11 protein-coding genes and 1 pseudogene are annotated in these 16,134 nt (G+C 48.2%); 7 read left to right on the forward strand and 5 right to left on the reverse strand.

All coding sequences use genetic code 11. The features are described 5' to 3' along the window. Positions 1-5: 5 nt before the first annotated feature. From relA to eno, 4 genes are all read left to right on the forward strand, one after another. Positions 6-2,240: a GTP diphosphokinase gene (gene relA, locus AABJ99_RS05180; RefSeq protein ID WP_000226814.1), complete on the forward strand. Its 2,235-nt coding sequence runs from the start codon at positions 6-8 to the stop codon at positions 2,238-2,240. Between the two features lie 94 nt (positions 2,241-2,334). Next, positions 2,335-3,126, forward strand: coding sequence for a nucleoside triphosphate pyrophosphohydrolase (gene mazG / locus AABJ99_RS05185; RefSeq protein ID WP_001071648.1), 792 nt, complete (start codon positions 2,335-2,337; stop codon positions 3,124-3,126). Between the two features lie 227 nt (positions 3,127-3,353). Next, positions 3,354-4,991 carry a glutamine hydrolyzing CTP synthase gene (gene pyrG, locus AABJ99_RS05190; protein ID WP_000210873.1) on the forward strand — a complete coding sequence of 546 codons (1,638 nt, stop codon included), beginning with the start codon at positions 3,354-3,356 and terminating at the stop codon, positions 4,989-4,991. Between the two features lie 87 nt (positions 4,992-5,078). Then, entirely contained in the window at positions 5,079-6,377 is a 1,299-nt protein-coding gene (gene eno / locus AABJ99_RS05195; RefSeq protein ID WP_000036723.1) for a phosphopyruvate hydratase, read from the forward strand. 59 nt (positions 6,378-6,436) lie between these two features. Here the strand turns inward: eno and AABJ99_RS05200 are convergent, their stop codons facing one another. From AABJ99_RS05200 to AABJ99_RS05210, 3 genes and pseudogenes are all read right to left on the reverse strand, one after another. Then, entirely contained in the window at positions 6,437-7,339 is a 903-nt protein-coding gene (locus AABJ99_RS05200) for a TPM domain-containing protein (protein WP_148936342.1), read from the reverse strand. A gap of 233 nt (positions 7,340-7,572) precedes the next feature. Then, positions 7,573-8,244, reverse strand: a pseudogene (locus tag AABJ99_RS05205) (TPM domain-containing protein); the annotation flags it as partial. A gap of 13 nt (positions 8,245-8,257) precedes the next feature. Further along, positions 8,258-8,860 (reverse strand): LemA family protein, encoded by a 603-nt coding sequence (locus AABJ99_RS05210; protein ID WP_039021101.1) that lies wholly within the window; start codon positions 8,858-8,860, stop codon positions 8,258-8,260. Positions 8,861-9,032: 172 nt separating this feature from the next. On the opposite strand from AABJ99_RS05210, the gene queE reads away from it, so the two are divergent. Beyond that, on the forward strand, positions 9,033-9,704 hold the full coding sequence (gene queE / locus AABJ99_RS05215; RefSeq protein WP_001199973.1) for a 7-carboxy-7-deazaguanine synthase QueE: 672 nt from the start codon (positions 9,033-9,035) through the stop codon (positions 9,702-9,704). Positions 9,705-10,713: 1,009 nt separating this feature from the next. Here the strand turns inward: queE and ygcE are convergent. Next, on the reverse strand, positions 10,714-12,192 hold the full coding sequence (gene ygcE, locus AABJ99_RS05220; RefSeq protein WP_039021102.1) for an FGGY-family carbohydrate kinase: 1,479 nt from the start codon (positions 12,190-12,192) through the stop codon (positions 10,714-10,716). 26 nt (positions 12,193-12,218) lie between these two features. Next, positions 12,219-13,496 (reverse strand): MFS transporter, encoded by a 1,278-nt coding sequence (yqcE, locus tag AABJ99_RS05225; protein WP_039021103.1) that lies wholly within the window; start codon positions 13,494-13,496, stop codon positions 12,219-12,221. Between the two features lie 318 nt (positions 13,497-13,814). Between yqcE and ygcW the strand changes: the two genes are divergently transcribed. Together ygcW and ygcU are read left to right on the forward strand one after the other, a co-directional pair. Then, positions 13,815-14,600 (forward strand): SDR family oxidoreductase, encoded by a 786-nt coding sequence (gene ygcW / locus AABJ99_RS05230; RefSeq protein WP_000021332.1) that lies wholly within the window; start codon positions 13,815-13,817, stop codon positions 14,598-14,600. Between the two features lie 69 nt (positions 14,601-14,669). Beyond that, the gene (gene ygcU, locus AABJ99_RS05235; RefSeq protein WP_000059297.1) at positions 14,670-16,124 is read left to right on the forward strand and encodes an FAD-binding oxidoreductase; all 1,455 of its coding nucleotides are present in this window, start codon (positions 14,670-14,672) and stop codon (positions 16,122-16,124) included. Positions 16,125-16,134 lie beyond the last annotated feature (10 nt).

Raw genomic sequence — 16,134 nt, forward strand, 5'->3', positions numbered from 1 at the left:
GGACGATGGTTGCGGTAAGAAGTGCACATATCAATAAGGCTGGTGAATTTGATCCGGAAAAATGGATCGCAAGTCTGGGTATTACCAGCCAGAAGTCGTGTGAGTGCTTAGCCGAAACCTGGGCGTATTGTCTGCAACAGACGCAGGGGCATCCGGATGCCAGTCTGTTATTGTGGCGTGGTGTTGAGATGGTGGAGATCCTCTCGACATTAAGTATGGACATTGACACGCTGCGGGCGGCGCTGCTGTTCCCTCTGGCGGATGCCAACGTAGTTAGCGAAGATGTGCTGCGTGAGAGCGTCGGTAAGTCGGTCGTTAACCTTATTCACGGCGTGCGTGATATGGCGGCGATCCGCCAGCTGAAAGCGACGCATACTGATTCTGTTTCCTCCGAACAGGTCGATAACGTTCGCCGGATGTTATTGGCGATGGTCGATGATTTCCGCTGCGTGGTCATCAAACTGGCAGAGCGTATTGCTCATCTGCGCGAAGTAAAAGACGCGCCGGAAGATGAGCGCGTACTGGCGGCAAAAGAGTGCACCAATATCTACGCGCCGTTGGCGAACCGTCTTGGGATTGGACAACTGAAATGGGAGCTGGAAGATTACTGCTTCCGTTATCTCCACCCGACCGAATACAAACGCATCGCAAAACTGCTGCATGAACGCCGTCTCGACCGCGAACACTATATCGAAGAGTTTGTCGGTCATCTGCGCGCTGAGATGAAAGCTGAAGGCGTTAAAGCTGAAGTGTATGGTCGTCCGAAACACATCTACAGTATCTGGCGCAAAATGCAGAAAAAGAACCTCGCCTTCGATGAGCTGTTTGATGTGCGTGCGGTACGTATTGTCGCCGAGCGTTTACAGGATTGTTATGCCGCACTGGGGATAGTGCACACTCACTATCGCCACCTGCCGGATGAGTTTGACGATTACGTTGCTAACCCGAAACCAAACGGTTATCAGTCTATTCATACCGTGGTTCTGGGGCCGGGTGGCAAAACCGTTGAGATCCAAATCCGCACCAAACAGATGCATGAAGATGCAGAGTTGGGTGTTGCTGCGCACTGGAAATATAAAGAAGGCGCGGCAGCTGGCGGCGCACGTTCGGGACATGAAGACCGAATTGCCTGGCTGCGTAAACTGATTGCGTGGCAGGAAGAGATGGCTGATTCCGGCGAAATGCTCGACGAAGTACGCAGCCAGGTCTTTGACGACCGGGTGTATGTCTTTACGCCGAAAGGTGATGTCGTTGATTTGCCTGCGGGATCAACGCCGCTGGACTTCGCTTACCACATCCACAGTGATGTCGGACACCGCTGCATCGGGGCAAAAATAGGCGGGCGCATTGTGCCGTTCACCTACCAGTTGCAGATGGGCGACCAGATTGAAATTATCACACAGAAACAGCCGAACCCCAGCCGTGACTGGTTAAACCCAAACCTCGGTTACGTCACAACCAGCCGTGGGCGTTCGAAAATTCACGCCTGGTTCCGTAAACAGGATCGTGACAAAAACATTCTCGCAGGGCGGCAAATCCTTGACGACGAGCTGGAACATCTGGGGATCAGCCTGAAAGAAGCAGAAAAACATCTGCTGCCGCGTTACAACTTCAATGATGTCGACGAGTTGTTAGCAGCGATTGGTGGCGGGGATATCCGTCTCAATCAGATGGTGAACTTCCTGCAATCGCAATTTAATAAGCCGAGTGCCGAAGAGCAGGATGCCGCCGCGCTGAAGCAACTTCAGCAAAAAAGCTATACGCCGCAAAACCGCAGTAAAGATAACGGTCGTGTGGTGGTAGAAGGTGTCGGCAACCTGATGCACCACATCGCGCGCTGCTGCCAGCCTATTCCTGGTGATGAAATAGTTGGTTTCATTACTCAGGGACGCGGTATTTCAGTACACCGCGCCGATTGCGAACAACTGGCGGAACTGCGCTCCCATGCGCCAGAACGCATTGTTGACGCGGTATGGGGTGAGAGCTACTCCGCCGGATATTCGCTGGTGGTCCGCGTGGTGGCTAATGATCGTAGTGGGTTGTTACGTGATATCACGACCATTCTCGCCAACGAGAAAGTGAACGTGCTTGGCGTTGCCAGCCGTAGCGACACCAAACAGCAACTGGCAACCATCGACATGACTATTGAGATTTACAACCTGCAAGTGCTGGGCCGCGTGCTGGGTAAACTCAACCAGGTGCCGGATGTTATCGACGCACGTCGGTTGCATGGGAATTAATCTGCATAGCTGGATATGGCATCAGCTGTATCCAGCGGTATCTTTTACTCGAAGGTATTACACCTGACAGACCCGCAATTTTCAGGACATTCTAATGAATCAAATCGACCGTTTGCTCACTATTATGCAGCGTCTTCGCGACCCGGAAAACGGCTGCCCGTGGGATAAAGAGCAGACATTTGCCACCATTGCACCTTACACCCTTGAAGAAACCTACGAGGTGCTGGACGCCATTGCCCGTGAAGATTTTGACGATCTGCGCGGTGAACTCGGCGATCTGCTGTTCCAGGTGGTGTTTTACGCACAAATGGCCCAGGAAGAAGGGCGCTTTGACTTTAATGATATTTGCGCTGCGATTAGCGATAAATTAGAGCGTCGCCATCCGCATGTTTTTGCTGACAGTTCTGCCGAAAACAGTAGTGAAGTGCTTGCCCGTTGGGAGCAAATCAAAACCGAAGAGCGCGCGCAGAAAGCGCAGCATTCGGCGCTGGACGATATTCCTCGTAGTTTACCGGCTTTAATGCGTGCGCAAAAAATCCAGAAACGTTGCGCCAACGTTGGCTTCGATTGGACGACGCTTGGTCCGGTAGTCGATAAAGTCTACGAAGAGATCGACGAGGTGATGTACGAGGCGCGGCAGGCTGTTGTCGACCAGGCTAAACTGGAGGAGGAAATGGGTGACCTGCTGTTTGCCACGGTCAATCTGGCTCGTCATTTAGGGACAAAAGCGGAAATCGCATTGCAAAAAGCGAACGAAAAATTCGAGCGTCGTTTTCGCGAAGTGGAGCGTATTGTTGCCGCGCGTGGACTGGAAATGACAGGTGTTGACCTCGAAACAATGGAAGAAGTCTGGCAACAGGTAAAACGGCAGGAAATTGATCTCTAAGGGAATTACGTGGTCAAGCGCGATTTGTGTCATTTTTTAAATGACAAGCGCTTGATTTGCGTCAAAAACATTTACCCCAAAGGGGCTATTTTCTCACTCCTGATTTCAATGGTGCGCTGGCGAAGAGGAGGGATAATGAAAGTTTGTGGCACAGGTCATGTTCGGGTATACTGCTTTCCCGTCCTGGTTATTCCATCGTCTTTTCAACCTAACTTCTCAGGTTCAGCATGACAACGAACTATATTTTTGTGACCGGCGGGGTCGTATCCTCTCTGGGTAAAGGCATTGCCGCAGCCTCCCTCGCAGCCATTCTTGAAGCCCGTGGCCTCAATGTGACCATCATGAAACTGGATCCGTACATCAACGTCGATCCAGGTACTATGAGCCCAATCCAACACGGGGAAGTGTTCGTTACTGAAGACGGCGCTGAAACCGACCTGGACCTGGGGCACTACGAGCGTTTCATTCGTACCAAAATGAGCCGCCGCAACAACTTCACCACGGGTCGTATCTACTCTGACGTTCTGCGCAAAGAACGCCGCGGCGACTACCTCGGCGCAACCGTACAGGTTATTCCGCACATCACTAACGCTATCAAAGAGCGCGTGCTGGAAGGCGGCGAAGGTCATGACGTGGTACTGGTAGAAATCGGCGGTACTGTAGGTGATATCGAATCCCTGCCGTTCCTTGAAGCGATTCGCCAGATGGCTGTTGAAATTGGCCGTGAGCACACCCTGTTTATGCACCTGACGCTGGTGCCGTACATGGCGGCGTCTGGTGAAGTCAAAACCAAACCGACTCAGCACTCTGTAAAAGAACTGCTCTCCATCGGTATCCAGCCTGACATCCTGATTTGTCGTTCAGATCGCGCTGTTCCGGCGAACGAACGTGCGAAGATTGCATTGTTCTGTAATGTTCCGGAAAAAGCGGTTATTTCTCTGAAAGACGTCGATTCCATCTATAAAATTCCGGGCCTGTTGAAATCGCAGGGGCTGGACGATTATATTTGTAAACGATTCAGCTTAAACTGCCCGGAAGCGAATCTGTCCGAATGGGAACAGGTTATCTTCGAAGAAGCGAATCCGGTAAGTGAAGTCACCATTGGTATGGTCGGCAAGTACATTGAACTGCCGGACGCTTACAAATCCGTGATCGAAGCACTGAAACACGGTGGGCTGAAGAATCGTGTCAGCGTCAACATCAAACTGATCGATTCACAAGATGTTGAAACGCGCGGCGTTGAAATCCTTAAAGGTCTGGACGCAATCCTCGTACCTGGCGGTTTCGGCTATCGTGGCGTAGAAGGCATGATTACGACCGCGCGTTTTGCGCGTGAGAACAATATTCCTTATCTGGGCATTTGCCTGGGTATGCAGGTGGCGTTAATTGATTACGCTCGCCATGTTGCCAACATGGATAACGCCAACTCTACGGAATTTGTGCCAGACTGTAAGTACCCGGTTGTGGCGCTGATTACCGAGTGGCGCGATGAAAACGGCAACGTTGAAGTTCGTAGCGAGAAGAGCGATCTCGGCGGCACCATGCGTCTCGGCGCACAACAGTGCCAGTTGGTTGACGATAGCCTGGTTCGCCAGCTGTACAATGCGCCGACAATTGTTGAGCGTCATCGTCACCGTTACGAAGTCAACAACATGCTGTTGAAACAGATTGAAGATGCAGGTCTGCGCGTTGCGGGCCGTTCCGGGGATGATCAGTTGGTCGAGATCATCGAAGTTCCGAATCACCCGTGGTTCGTGGCTTGCCAGTTCCATCCGGAGTTTACTTCTACTCCACGTGATGGCCACCCGCTGTTTGCAGGCTTTGTGAAAGCCGCCAGTGAGTTCCAGAAACGTCAGGCGAAGTAAGTAAAAAAGTTAGAACGGCAACGCGTACCCAGGGTACGCGTTGTTTGTCTGGAGTTTCAGTTTAACTAGTGACTTGAGGAAAACCTAATGTCCAAAATCGTAAAAATCATCGGTCGTGAAATCATCGACTCCCGTGGTAACCCGACTGTTGAAGCCGAAGTACATCTGGAGGGTGGTTTCGTCGGTATGGCAGCTGCTCCGTCAGGTGCTTCTACTGGTTCCCGTGAAGCTCTGGAACTGCGCGATGGCGACAAATCCCGTTTCCTGGGCAAAGGCGTAACTAAAGCTGTTGCTGCAGTTAACGGCCCGATCGCTCAGGCGCTGATTGGCAAAGATGCCAAAGATCAGGCTGGCATTGACAAGATCATGATCGACCTGGACGGCACCGAAAACAAATCCAAATTCGGCGCGAACGCAATCCTGGCTGTATCTCTGGCTAACGCCAAAGCTGCTGCTGCCGCTAAAGGCATGCCGCTGTACGAGCACATCGCTGAACTGAACGGTACTCCGGGCAAATACTCCATGCCGGTTCCGATGATGAACATCATCAACGGTGGTGAGCACGCTGACAACAACGTTGATATCCAGGAATTCATGATTCAGCCGGTTGGCGCGAAAACTGTGAAAGAAGCCATCCGCATGGGTTCTGAAGTTTTCCATCACCTGGCAAAAGTTCTGAAAGCGAAAGGCATGAATACTGCTGTTGGTGACGAAGGTGGCTATGCGCCGAACCTGGGTTCCAACGCTGAAGCTCTGGCTGTTATCGCTGAAGCTGTTAAAGCTGCTGGCTATGAACTGGGCAAAGACATCACTCTGGCGATGGACTGCGCAGCTTCTGAATTCTACAAAGACGGTAAATACGTTCTGGCTGGCGAAGGCAACAAAGCATTCACCTCTGAAGAATTCACTCACTTCCTGGAAGAACTGACCAAACAGTACCCGATCGTTTCTATCGAAGACGGTCTGGACGAATCTGACTGGGACGGTTTCGCATACCAGACCAAAGTTCTGGGCGACAAAATCCAGCTGGTTGGTGACGACCTGTTCGTAACCAACACCAAGATCCTGAAAGAAGGTATCGAAAAAGGCATCGCTAACTCCATCCTGATCAAATTCAACCAGATCGGTTCTCTGACCGAAACTCTGGCTGCAATCAAGATGGCGAAAGACGCTGGCTACACTGCAGTAATCTCTCACCGTTCTGGCGAAACTGAAGATGCTACCATCGCTGACCTGGCTGTTGGTACTGCTGCAGGCCAGATCAAAACGGGTTCTATGAGCCGTTCTGACCGTGTTGCTAAATACAACCAGCTGATTCGTATCGAAGAAGCTCTGGGCGAAAAAGCACCGTACAACGGTCGTAAAGAGATCAAAGGCCAGGCATAAGCCTGACTTTATCTGATTTAAAAATGCCAGCCTTCGGGCTGGCATTTTTTATGGCTGAGTTACCAGCGGCCAGACGCGCCGCCACCGCCAGAAGAACCGCCACCTCCGCTAAATCCGCCGCCACTTGAGCCGCCACCGGAAGAGGATGAAGAAGAACCTTTTCTTGAAGCTCTTTCTTTACCGAGCGTCTTGTATTTGGCTCGTAGCTTTTTATTAACGATAAGCCAAAAGATAAGCAGCGCTACGATCGCAAAAGGCGTTAACATACCGCAGGCAACGATTAAATTCGTCCATGGTCCTGGCTCGGCAACATAGAGGAATACCATCCCGTAAATTGCGGCAGTGAGAGTTATCCAGGGTAGATTCGACGGATCGGTAAAAACAATAAAATATGAAAGCACTGCCAGCAATATAAGTACAGCAAGCGAAAATGGGATAGGGGGATTGATACTGTAATAATTCCCCCTGCCTTCCGGTAATTCACCATTCATCAGAAGTGCGCCGATATTTTCGCTTGCCAGTGTTAACCCCCCCATCAGGTCATCACTTTTGAAAGCAGGGATTAATATATCACGGATAATCTTTGCCGCTTGCAGGTCGGTAACCACCCCTTCCAGCCCATAGCCGACTTCTATACGAACAGCATGATCTTCCCAGGCAACCAGAAGTAAAATGCCATCGTTTCGCTGCTTATCTCCCAGTTTCCAGCTATCAAAAACGCGTGTTGCATATTGTTCAATGGTATCGTCTCCGGTGGATGGCACTATTAATACGGCGACCTGTGCCCGTGTTTTTTGTGTAATATCCTGCAGCTGTTGTGTCAGTGATTGTTGTTCAGACGTGCTTAAGGTACCAGTAATATCGGTCACCTGTTGGCGCAGCTCCGGCACAGCAATTTGCTGGGCAAGCACAGGAAGGCACCATAAAGTGAGTAGAAAAAGGATTATACGCATAACGATCACCAACGGTCGGATGAACCGCCGCCTCCTGAAGAACCGCCGCCGCCGCTGAAATTATCATTGTCAAAAGAGGATGAAGAGGAAGATGACGACGATGATGAAGAACGCCAGGAGGCCGAGTTACTTCTTTCGTAGCGTGACGGTCGGTTGGCACTACGCATCGAATCCCGAACCTTTTTGCCGAAGGGGGTAAAAGCGATGGCGACAGCCAGGAACGGTGTGGCGAAGCAGAGTAATGTTGCGAGTACTCCCCAGCTTCCGCCGAAACCTGCTATAGGTAAAACAAAGGCCAGTACAATAGCTGTGAAGCAAATTAGTCCCAGCGTTTTGAAATATCCTCTGGCGGAAATAAAGGTCAGTACTATTGCCCAGACTAACAAAGCCCACCAACCGTTAAAGGGCAAAGGGTGATCGGTCGGTGTTATCGTTGCTAAATTATTCCCCGTCAGACGATTATCAATATCGCTTATTCCCTTTTGCAAGCCGCCAGCCAGGTCGCCATTTTTAAATGCCGGAATAATACTGTTGCGAATAATTTTCCCGGACTGCGCATCCGTAATAACGCCTTCCAGTCCGTAACCGATTTCAATACGCACGGCCTGATCCTGCCAGGCGACTAACAGTAGAACGCCATCATCGCGGTCTTTATCACCCGGTTTCCAGCTATCGAATACCCGCGTAGCGTACTGCTCGATGGTTTCATCGCCCGTTGTTTCAACCACTAACACGACCAGTTGTGCGTGGCTTTTTTGCGTCAGCTCTTTAATCTGATTGGTCAAAGTATTTACTTCATCGTTCGTCAATTTACCGGTTAAGTCATTCACATACCTGGGTGATTCAGGCACTGGAATTTGTATGGCAAACACAGATGAACAAAAGAAAGCCATAAGGAAGATAAAATTTCGCACAGGACTTCCTCGCTTAATGAGCATTAGTATTCTGGCTAAAATCTATTGTCGGGGCTTTACTCACAGCGGCGACATCATCCGGCAAATAATTTTTCTTCGGTGTGTAATCCATGACTTTTGCGGTTAACACTGCGGGGAATTTGCGGATAGTGACATTATATTGTTCGATGGCTTTAATATATCTTCCTCGCGCAACGGCAATTCGATTTTCACTTCCTTCGAGCTGTACCATCAAATTTTGATAGAGTTCCTGGGCCTTTAGCTCAGGGTAACGTTCACTAATTATCGTTAACTGACCGAGAGTGCGAGACACCTGCGCCTGAGCTTGTTGCCAGACTTGTAATTTTTGTTCATCCCTCGGAGTTTGCTGAAGATCGCTACTGGCGCGATTAGCCTGACTACGTGCCAATGTTACGGCTTCCAGTACCTCTTGTTCATGGCTGGAATAACCTTTAATACTAGCGACAAGATTAGGAATAAGATCGGCGCGACGTTGATATTGATTTAATACCTCAGACCAGGAAGCGTTAACCTGCTCATCATAGGTTTGAATATCGTTATATCCACAGCCTGATAAATTGAAAATAAATATAATTACGATGAATATTCTGAGCATGGTTAAATTCCTTTTAATTAATTCCTTAAAACATAATACGCCACTTCATTTTATTCTTTATGATCTAATCCACTTTTTGCCTTAAACCTGCCTGTAACAGAATGTTAATAAGACATGATTGTTGTGGCAGGATCTGCAATAATTAACAATTATCCACTTCACAGAGAATGCTATGCAGTACCCGATTAACGAGATGTTCCAGACCCTGCAAGGTGAGGGTTACTTTACCGGCGTCCCCGCCATTTTTATTCGTTTACAGGGATGCCCGGTCGGCTGTGCCTGGTGCGACACCAAACACACCTGGGAAAAGCTTGAGGATCGGGAAGTCTCACTTTTCAGCATTCTGGCGAAGACCAAAGAGAGTGATAAGTGGGGGGCGGCGAGCAGTGAAGATTTGCTGGCTGTCATTGGTCGTCAGGGATACACCGCGCGGCATGTGGTGATTACGGGTGGTGAGCCTTGCATTCATGATTTGCTGCCACTGACTGACCTGCTCGAAAAGAACGGTTTTAGCTGCCAGATCGAAACCAGCGGTACTCATGAAGTACGCTGCACGCCGAATACCTGGGTTACCGTATCGCCAAAGCTGAACATGCGCGGCGGCTATGAAGTGTTGTCACAGGCACTGGAGCGAGCCAACGAAATCAAGCATCCAGTGGGACGCGTACGTGATATTGAAGCACTGGATGAACTACTGGCAACGCTGACCGATGATAAACCACGAGTCATTGCACTGCAGCCAATTAGCCAGAAGGACGATGCCACACGTTTGTGCATTGAAACCTGTATTGCGCGTAACTGGCGTTTATCGATGCAAACACATAAATATTTAAATATTGCCTGATTAAACATTTATAAGCGTTATAAATGGGTGGAACCTGTAAAGACTTCCACTCATTTATATTCTTTGTCGCCTCTGAAAAAACTCCATTTTGCCCATCCTGGACTAATCATTATCATTCTCTACAAATTCTCTGGCGTTAATTTTTCGTTGGAGTGAAAATTATTGCGGTAAAGTTTGGTGGATTTTAGTCGGTATAGGATTACTTTAAATATTTAGCTTTTCAATCAATGAATTAAGTGCTCTTTAACATAATGGGTGTGTTGTTTGTGTGATCCTGTAAAGTTGGTAGATTGTGACTGGCTTAAAAAATCATTAATTAATAATAGGTTATGTTTAGAGAGTTCCCCACGTCAGCGGGGATAAACCGATATCTCCCGTTAAATCAGAGACATAAATACTGAGTTCCCCACGTCAGCGGGACCATATAACCCGTTATCTCTTTCTCAAGTTTTTATATTAGCAGTACTCGTATTAAGCAACATATCCACGTAACACCTCATGTTCAAAATAGCTCTCCATATATGAGAAGTTCACAATTATCGATACAAAAAATCAAATTTAATTAAAGTGTTAGTTGTATGATACTTAAATCATTAAGAAATTATCATATATTATTTTTTTAATATTGAATTGATGTTTGTTAATTTTTTCTTTAGGATAATGGTTTGTTTTTTAAGCTTATTATTCATTGATTAAGTAATAAATCTGGAAGTTTGTCTTTGTTTTGAGGCTAATGAGTGATTTTACATAATCGCCTCTATACGCTGTTGATGAATAGTTCTTATGAATAAAGATATCCAGTTCATACTTTAAGTGAAAATTGATAAAGTACGATTCGCGTAGTCTTTTATTCTAAGGACATCGATTGTAGTTAATATTCCTTGTAAAAACAGGGATAAACCGGACTTGTTATAATTCTTGATGTTGTCGAACTTATGTTCCCCGCGCCAGCGGGGATAACCATTCAGGTATGTTCAGGCCGGGCAGTTTCCCGCCCGGTCTTCCTCACTTACGCATTAGACCAGCTCAGGATCGAATCTGCATTCCCCAACTCACCATGCATCACTTCATACGATTTTTTCAGGATCACATCAGTGTGTTTGGTTAGGTCTTTGAAAATGCTTTTATTCATCGCGTCGTAGCGTTTGGCATTGCTCTCAATCGGCATAAAGATATCTTTCACGCGAACCATTTTGTCGACAGCCGTTGCGTAATCCGGGTATAGCCCCAGACCTACCGCCGTATTAATCGCTGCCCCCAGGCTTGCACAACCATTAATGGCGTTACGGCGTGCCGGAAGGTTGAATACATCGGCAAAAATCTGCATAAACAGATCGCTGTTCGAACCGCCGCCAGTAATGATCACATGTTTCGCAAAGTGATTCATTTCATGACACATATTGTCGTAATTGTTCTTCAGCGTCAGCGCCACGCTTTCCAGTATCGAACGATATATCCATGCGTAATCCATGCTGGAATCAAAGCCGATCATAATCCCGCGTTTGTACGGTTCCCACGGATTGGTCAACCAGTCCAGCACCGTCATCAGACCATTACAGCCAGGCGGCACACAAGAAGCTTTTTTGTTGAGCAAATCTTCCGGTGAAAGATCCTGTGCTTTGGCATCCTGAATTAACGACTCGCCTAGCATGTCGCGCAGCCAGCTCACCGTCCACATACCTTTTCGAATACCGTAACCTTCATACAGCAAGGTTTCCGGAATAGAAGACATAATCGGCCAGTACGCTACCGGATCTTTCGGCAGTGCTTTGCTGTTCATCATCAGCGCGATGTAGGTACCAAGAGAAATTACCGCAGTTTCATCATCCAGTAACCCGGCTCCCAGTGCTTCTACCGGTTTATCACTGGTGGTACAAACAACCGGCAGCCCAGCCGGGAAATGTGTCGCCAGCGCGGCTTGTGGTGTGATATGCCCAAGAACAGTGCCTGGCATTTGCACATCAAACAGCATATGACGGGGGATATTAAACTTCTCCATGACTGCGGCATCTTCACTCCATGCCCAGGTCTTATAATCCACCGGCCACTGACCAAAATAGTTGGCGATATTGTCTTTAAACTCGCCGGTTAGGCGATGCGTCAGATAACCCGAAAAAGAGGTGACATATGCCACGTCAGGATTCGTATGTTCGTAAGGGCGTGTAACGCGTGCATCCTGCCAGCTAATCAACGGCGCAGCTGGCGTGCCATCGGCTTTCAATAACGCACGGCAGCAACGGATAGATCCCAGACCAATGCCGACAATATCTTCTTTATTCCCGGCAAACTGGCTCATCAAATCGTGACCAGCAAAACATAATGATGCCCATAAATCATCGTCAGGATGTTCTGCGGTATCGGCATCTGGAGTGTGCATCGGTTGTAATAAGCCTTTGCCTTCGCAAACCACGTTACCTTCCAGATCGTACATCACCACTTTTGTGCTCTGACTTCCGCCATCAATCCCTATGATGTATTTTTTCGACATGATTTTTCTCCTGTAATTTTCCTGGCTTACTTGCTGCTAGCCATTGCGGGGGTGCTATCAGCAGTACGAATTTTTTGGAACAGCAAAAAGGTAAAGACGATCACCATGGCAAGCGCCGCCATGCCCATCAGCCACATATTGCGGTAGGCTTCTGCCGCGGGCAGGGTGTCTTGCCAGTAGCCGATAATTGGGTAAACGAAGACATCCGGCAGGAATCCAATCACCGAACAAATACCTACCGTGGTGCCCATAATGTAAGACGGTGTTCTCGCTTCGCCAGGGCAGGCCCAGTACAGCCCGCGTGAGGCGTAACAGGTGAATCCCAGAAGTAAAATCAGACCAATCCCCATCGCGACCGATTGCGGGTTAGAGTTCGTGATGAGCAGGGCAGTTAACGCCAGCAGGCCGAGTACGGAAAGGATTTGGATCACGCGGGTAGGGGATTTCACTTTGCTGTAGGTGGTGATAATGCCACCAAGTGGGCCGCACAGTGCGCGGAAGATTTTGTTGATCACAATCCCCATGTAGCTCGCCGCCACCAGCGACATGCCGTACATTTCGGTCAGATAGTTGGTGGAGTAACTCAGAATGGCGTAGATGGTGAAGACGCCAAAAATCACCATGCTGCAGTACCATGTGGTGCTGATGCGCAAAACGGCCAGGATGTCGCTAAGCTGGAATGACTGTTTTTCTTCGTTATTGGCATTGCGCAGGTTGTTGTTATCGCTAACAAAAAACCAGCACAGAATCCCCAATAAAATGTAGACCACACTGTAGATGATAATGACCGTTTTCAGGCTGGCGCTGTCATCCGGTGCAAAGCGAGAAAAGACCCACATGGTAAACACCGCCAGCGACATTACACCGACGCCGCGCAGCCCTTCCATCCAGCCCATAATTTTCCCCTGCTCGCTATGATCGCCAAGCAACGATGCGGCTTTAATCGACACCGACCACAGCATTAAAATCGTCGTTATCGCAAAGGCGACCTGAATACAGAGCATTACCCACAGCGGTGGATACGTTGCCATTAACAGACCCAGCAATCCGGTAATGATCATCGCGGAAGTAATCATTTTGCGGTGTGAAAATTTATCGGCAATAACGCCGCTGGGGGCATAAAGAATAATAGCCGCAATACCAAAGGTACTCATTATTAAACCTATCTCGGTATTGCTGAATCCCATAAATTTCGCCATGGGAATTTGATAAATATAACGTAAATAAGCCAGGTCGAAACTAACGCCGCCGCTAAAACTAATTATCGCGAGGGTTATCCAACGGCGATATGAGTTGTGTTGCATATCGTATTCCCATTTGTAATAGACAAAAAAAAGAGAAAAGTAAGCCGCCCTTTCAGGTGGATTACTTTTCTCAGGTCTCTAGTAATTGCAATAAGAAATAACATGGAAAGCAGTGGTGTTGTGTGAGAGTAATCACGCTTCTGCTTTTTAAAATTATTTGACAATTCGAATATCACACTGTGATTACGATCACATTAGCACTTATTCCCTTATGATAAAAATTATCTCCAGTTACCAGAGATAATGAGAAAGGTAACTTCCCTCTCGCGGGGGAAGTTACCTTTCTTTTTTTTTGCCTTACGGAAATTGGAGCTAACTATGTCAATCGAATCTCTCAATGCGTTCTCAATGGATTTTTTCTCCCTGAAAGGTAAAACCGCAATTGTTACCGGCGGGAATAGCGGTTTAGGCCAGGCATTTGCCATGGCGCTGGCAAAAGCAGGCGCAAATATCTTTATTCCAAGTTTCGTTAAAGATAATGGCGAAACAAAGGAAATGATTGAAAAACAGGGTGTTGAGGTGGACTTCATGCAGGTGGATATCACCGCAGAAGGCGCGCCGCAGAAGATAATTACCGCCTGTTGTGAACGTTTCGGCACCGTCGATATTCTGGTTAACAATGCCGGTATATGTAAGCTGAATAAGGTGCTGGATTTCGGTCGTGCCGACTGGGACCCGATGATTGACGTGAACCTGACCGCCGCATTCGAGTTAAGCTACGAAGCGGCAAAAATTATGATCCCGCAGAAAAGCGGTAAAATCATTAATATCTGTTCACTGTTTTCTTACTTAGGTGGTCAATGGTCACCTGCTTATTCTGCCACTAAACACGCCCTTGCCGGATTTACCAAAGCCTATTGCGATGAATTAGGTCAATATAATATTCAGGTAAATGGTATTGCCCCAGGATATTACGCTACCGATATCACCCTGGCGACACGCAGTAATCCAGAAACCAATCAGCGCGTTCTTGATCATATTCCAGCAAATCGTTGGGGCGATACTCAGGATTTAATGGGCGCAGCCGTATTTCTCGCAAGTCCGGCATCGAATTATGTCAACGGGCATTTATTAGTGGTTGATGGCGGTTATTTAGTGCGCTAATCCATAACGGTGGTTTCTGATTTCTTTTATTAATGACTATTCCATTTTTATTATCAGGAAGGAATTACTATGTCTTTATCTCGCGCAGCGATTGTCGACCAGCTAAAGGAAATTGTTGGTGCAGATCGCGTAATTACCGATGAAACGGTATTGAAGAAAAACAGTATTGATCGTTTTCGTAAATTTCCGGATATTCATGGTATTTATACTTTGCCTATTCCGGCAGCGGTCGTAAAACTCGGTTCCACAGAGCAAGTGTCCCGTGTGCTGAATTTTATGAATGCACACAAAATTAACGGTGTGCCGCGTACCGGGGCTTCCGCTACCGAAGGTGGGCTGGAAACCGTTGTGGAAAACTCGGTAGTGCTTGATGGCTCTGCAATGAATCAAATCATTAATATTGATATAGAGAATATGCAGGCGACGGCGCAATGTGGCGTTCCGCTGGAAGTGCTGGAAAACGCGTTGCGTGAAAAAGGTTACACCACGGGGCACTCTCCGCAGTCAAAACCGTTGGCGCAGATGGGTGGACTGGTGGCGACCCGTAGTATCGGGCAGTTCTCCACACTCTACGGCGCAATCGAGGATATGGTCGTTGGCCTGGAAGCAGTACTGGCTGATGGCACCGTGACACGCATTAAAAACGTGCCACGACGCGCGGCGGGTCCGGACATTCGTCACATCATCATCGGCAACGAAGGCGCATTGTGCTATATCACTGAAGTCACTGTGAAAATCTTTAAATTCACTCCCGAAAACAACCTCTTTTATGGCTATATCCTGGAAGACATGAAGACCGGCTTCAACATCCTGCGTGAAATCATGGTGGAAGGATATCGTCCGTCGATCGCTCGTTTGTATGACGCTGAAGATGGCACCCAACACTTCACCCATTTTGCCGACGGAAAATGCGTGCTGATCTTTATGGCTGAAGGTAACCCTCGCATTGCGAAGGCGACGGGCGAAGGGATTGCAGAAATCGTGGCACGTTACCCGCAATGCCAGCGCGTGGACAGTAAGCTGATCGAAACCTGGTTTAACAACCTGAACTGGGGACCGGATAAAGTGGCTGCCGAACGTGTGCAGATCCTCAAAACCGGCAACATGGGCTTTACCACCGAAGTGTCCGGCTGCTGGAGTTGCATACACGAAATCTACGAAAGCGTTATTAACCGTATTCGTACCGAGTTCGCGCACGCCGACGACATCACCATGCTGGGCGGTCACTCCTCTCATAGCTATCAGAACGGCACCAACATGTACTTCGTCTACGACTACAACGTCGTTGACTGTAAGCCGGAAGAGGAAATCGACAAATACCACAATCCGCTCAACAAAATCATCTGCGAAGAAACCATTCGCCTCGGCGGTTCGATGGTACACCATCACGGTATCGGTAAACATCGCGTTCACTGGAGCAAACTGGAACACGGTAGCGCGTGGGCGTTGCTGGAAGGGCTGAAAAAACAGTTCGATCCTAACGGTATTATGAATACGGGTACTATTTATCCGATTGAAAAATAATGTGTCAGGC

Origin of the sequence: Escherichia coli, assembly GCF_036503815.1 — a bacterium.
GTDB classification, from domain to species: Bacteria; Pseudomonadota; Gammaproteobacteria; order Enterobacterales; family Enterobacteriaceae; genus Escherichia; species Escherichia coli_F.

Excerpts from the sequence above, each read along its gene's own strand:
- AABJ99_RS05210 (WP_039021101.1), bottom strand. The coding sequence starts at position 8,860 with ATGCTCAGAATATTCATCGTAATTATATTTATTTTCAATTTATCAGGC.
- ygcE (WP_039021102.1), bottom strand. The coding sequence starts at position 12,192 with ATGTCGAAAAAATACATCATAGGGATTGATGGCGGAAGTCAGAGCACA.
- ygcW (WP_000021332.1), top strand. The coding sequence starts at position 13,815 with ATGTCAATCGAATCTCTCAATGCGTTCTCAATGGATTTTTTCTCCCTG.
- pyrG (WP_000210873.1), top strand. The coding sequence starts at position 3,354 with ATGACAACGAACTATATTTTTGTGACCGGCGGGGTCGTATCCTCTCTG.
- ygcU (WP_000059297.1), top strand. The coding sequence starts at position 14,670 with ATGTCTTTATCTCGCGCAGCGATTGTCGACCAGCTAAAGGAAATTGTT.
- mazG (WP_001071648.1), top strand. The coding sequence starts at position 2,335 with ATGAATCAAATCGACCGTTTGCTCACTATTATGCAGCGTCTTCGCGAC.
- eno (WP_000036723.1), top strand. The coding sequence starts at position 5,079 with ATGTCCAAAATCGTAAAAATCATCGGTCGTGAAATCATCGACTCCCGT.
- queE (WP_001199973.1), top strand. The coding sequence starts at position 9,033 with ATGCAGTACCCGATTAACGAGATGTTCCAGACCCTGCAAGGTGAGGGT.
- relA (WP_000226814.1), top strand. The coding sequence starts at position 6 with ATGGTTGCGGTAAGAAGTGCACATATCAATAAGGCTGGTGAATTTGAT.
- yqcE (WP_039021103.1), bottom strand. The coding sequence starts at position 13,496 with ATGCAACACAACTCATATCGCCGTTGGATAACCCTCGCGATAATTAGT.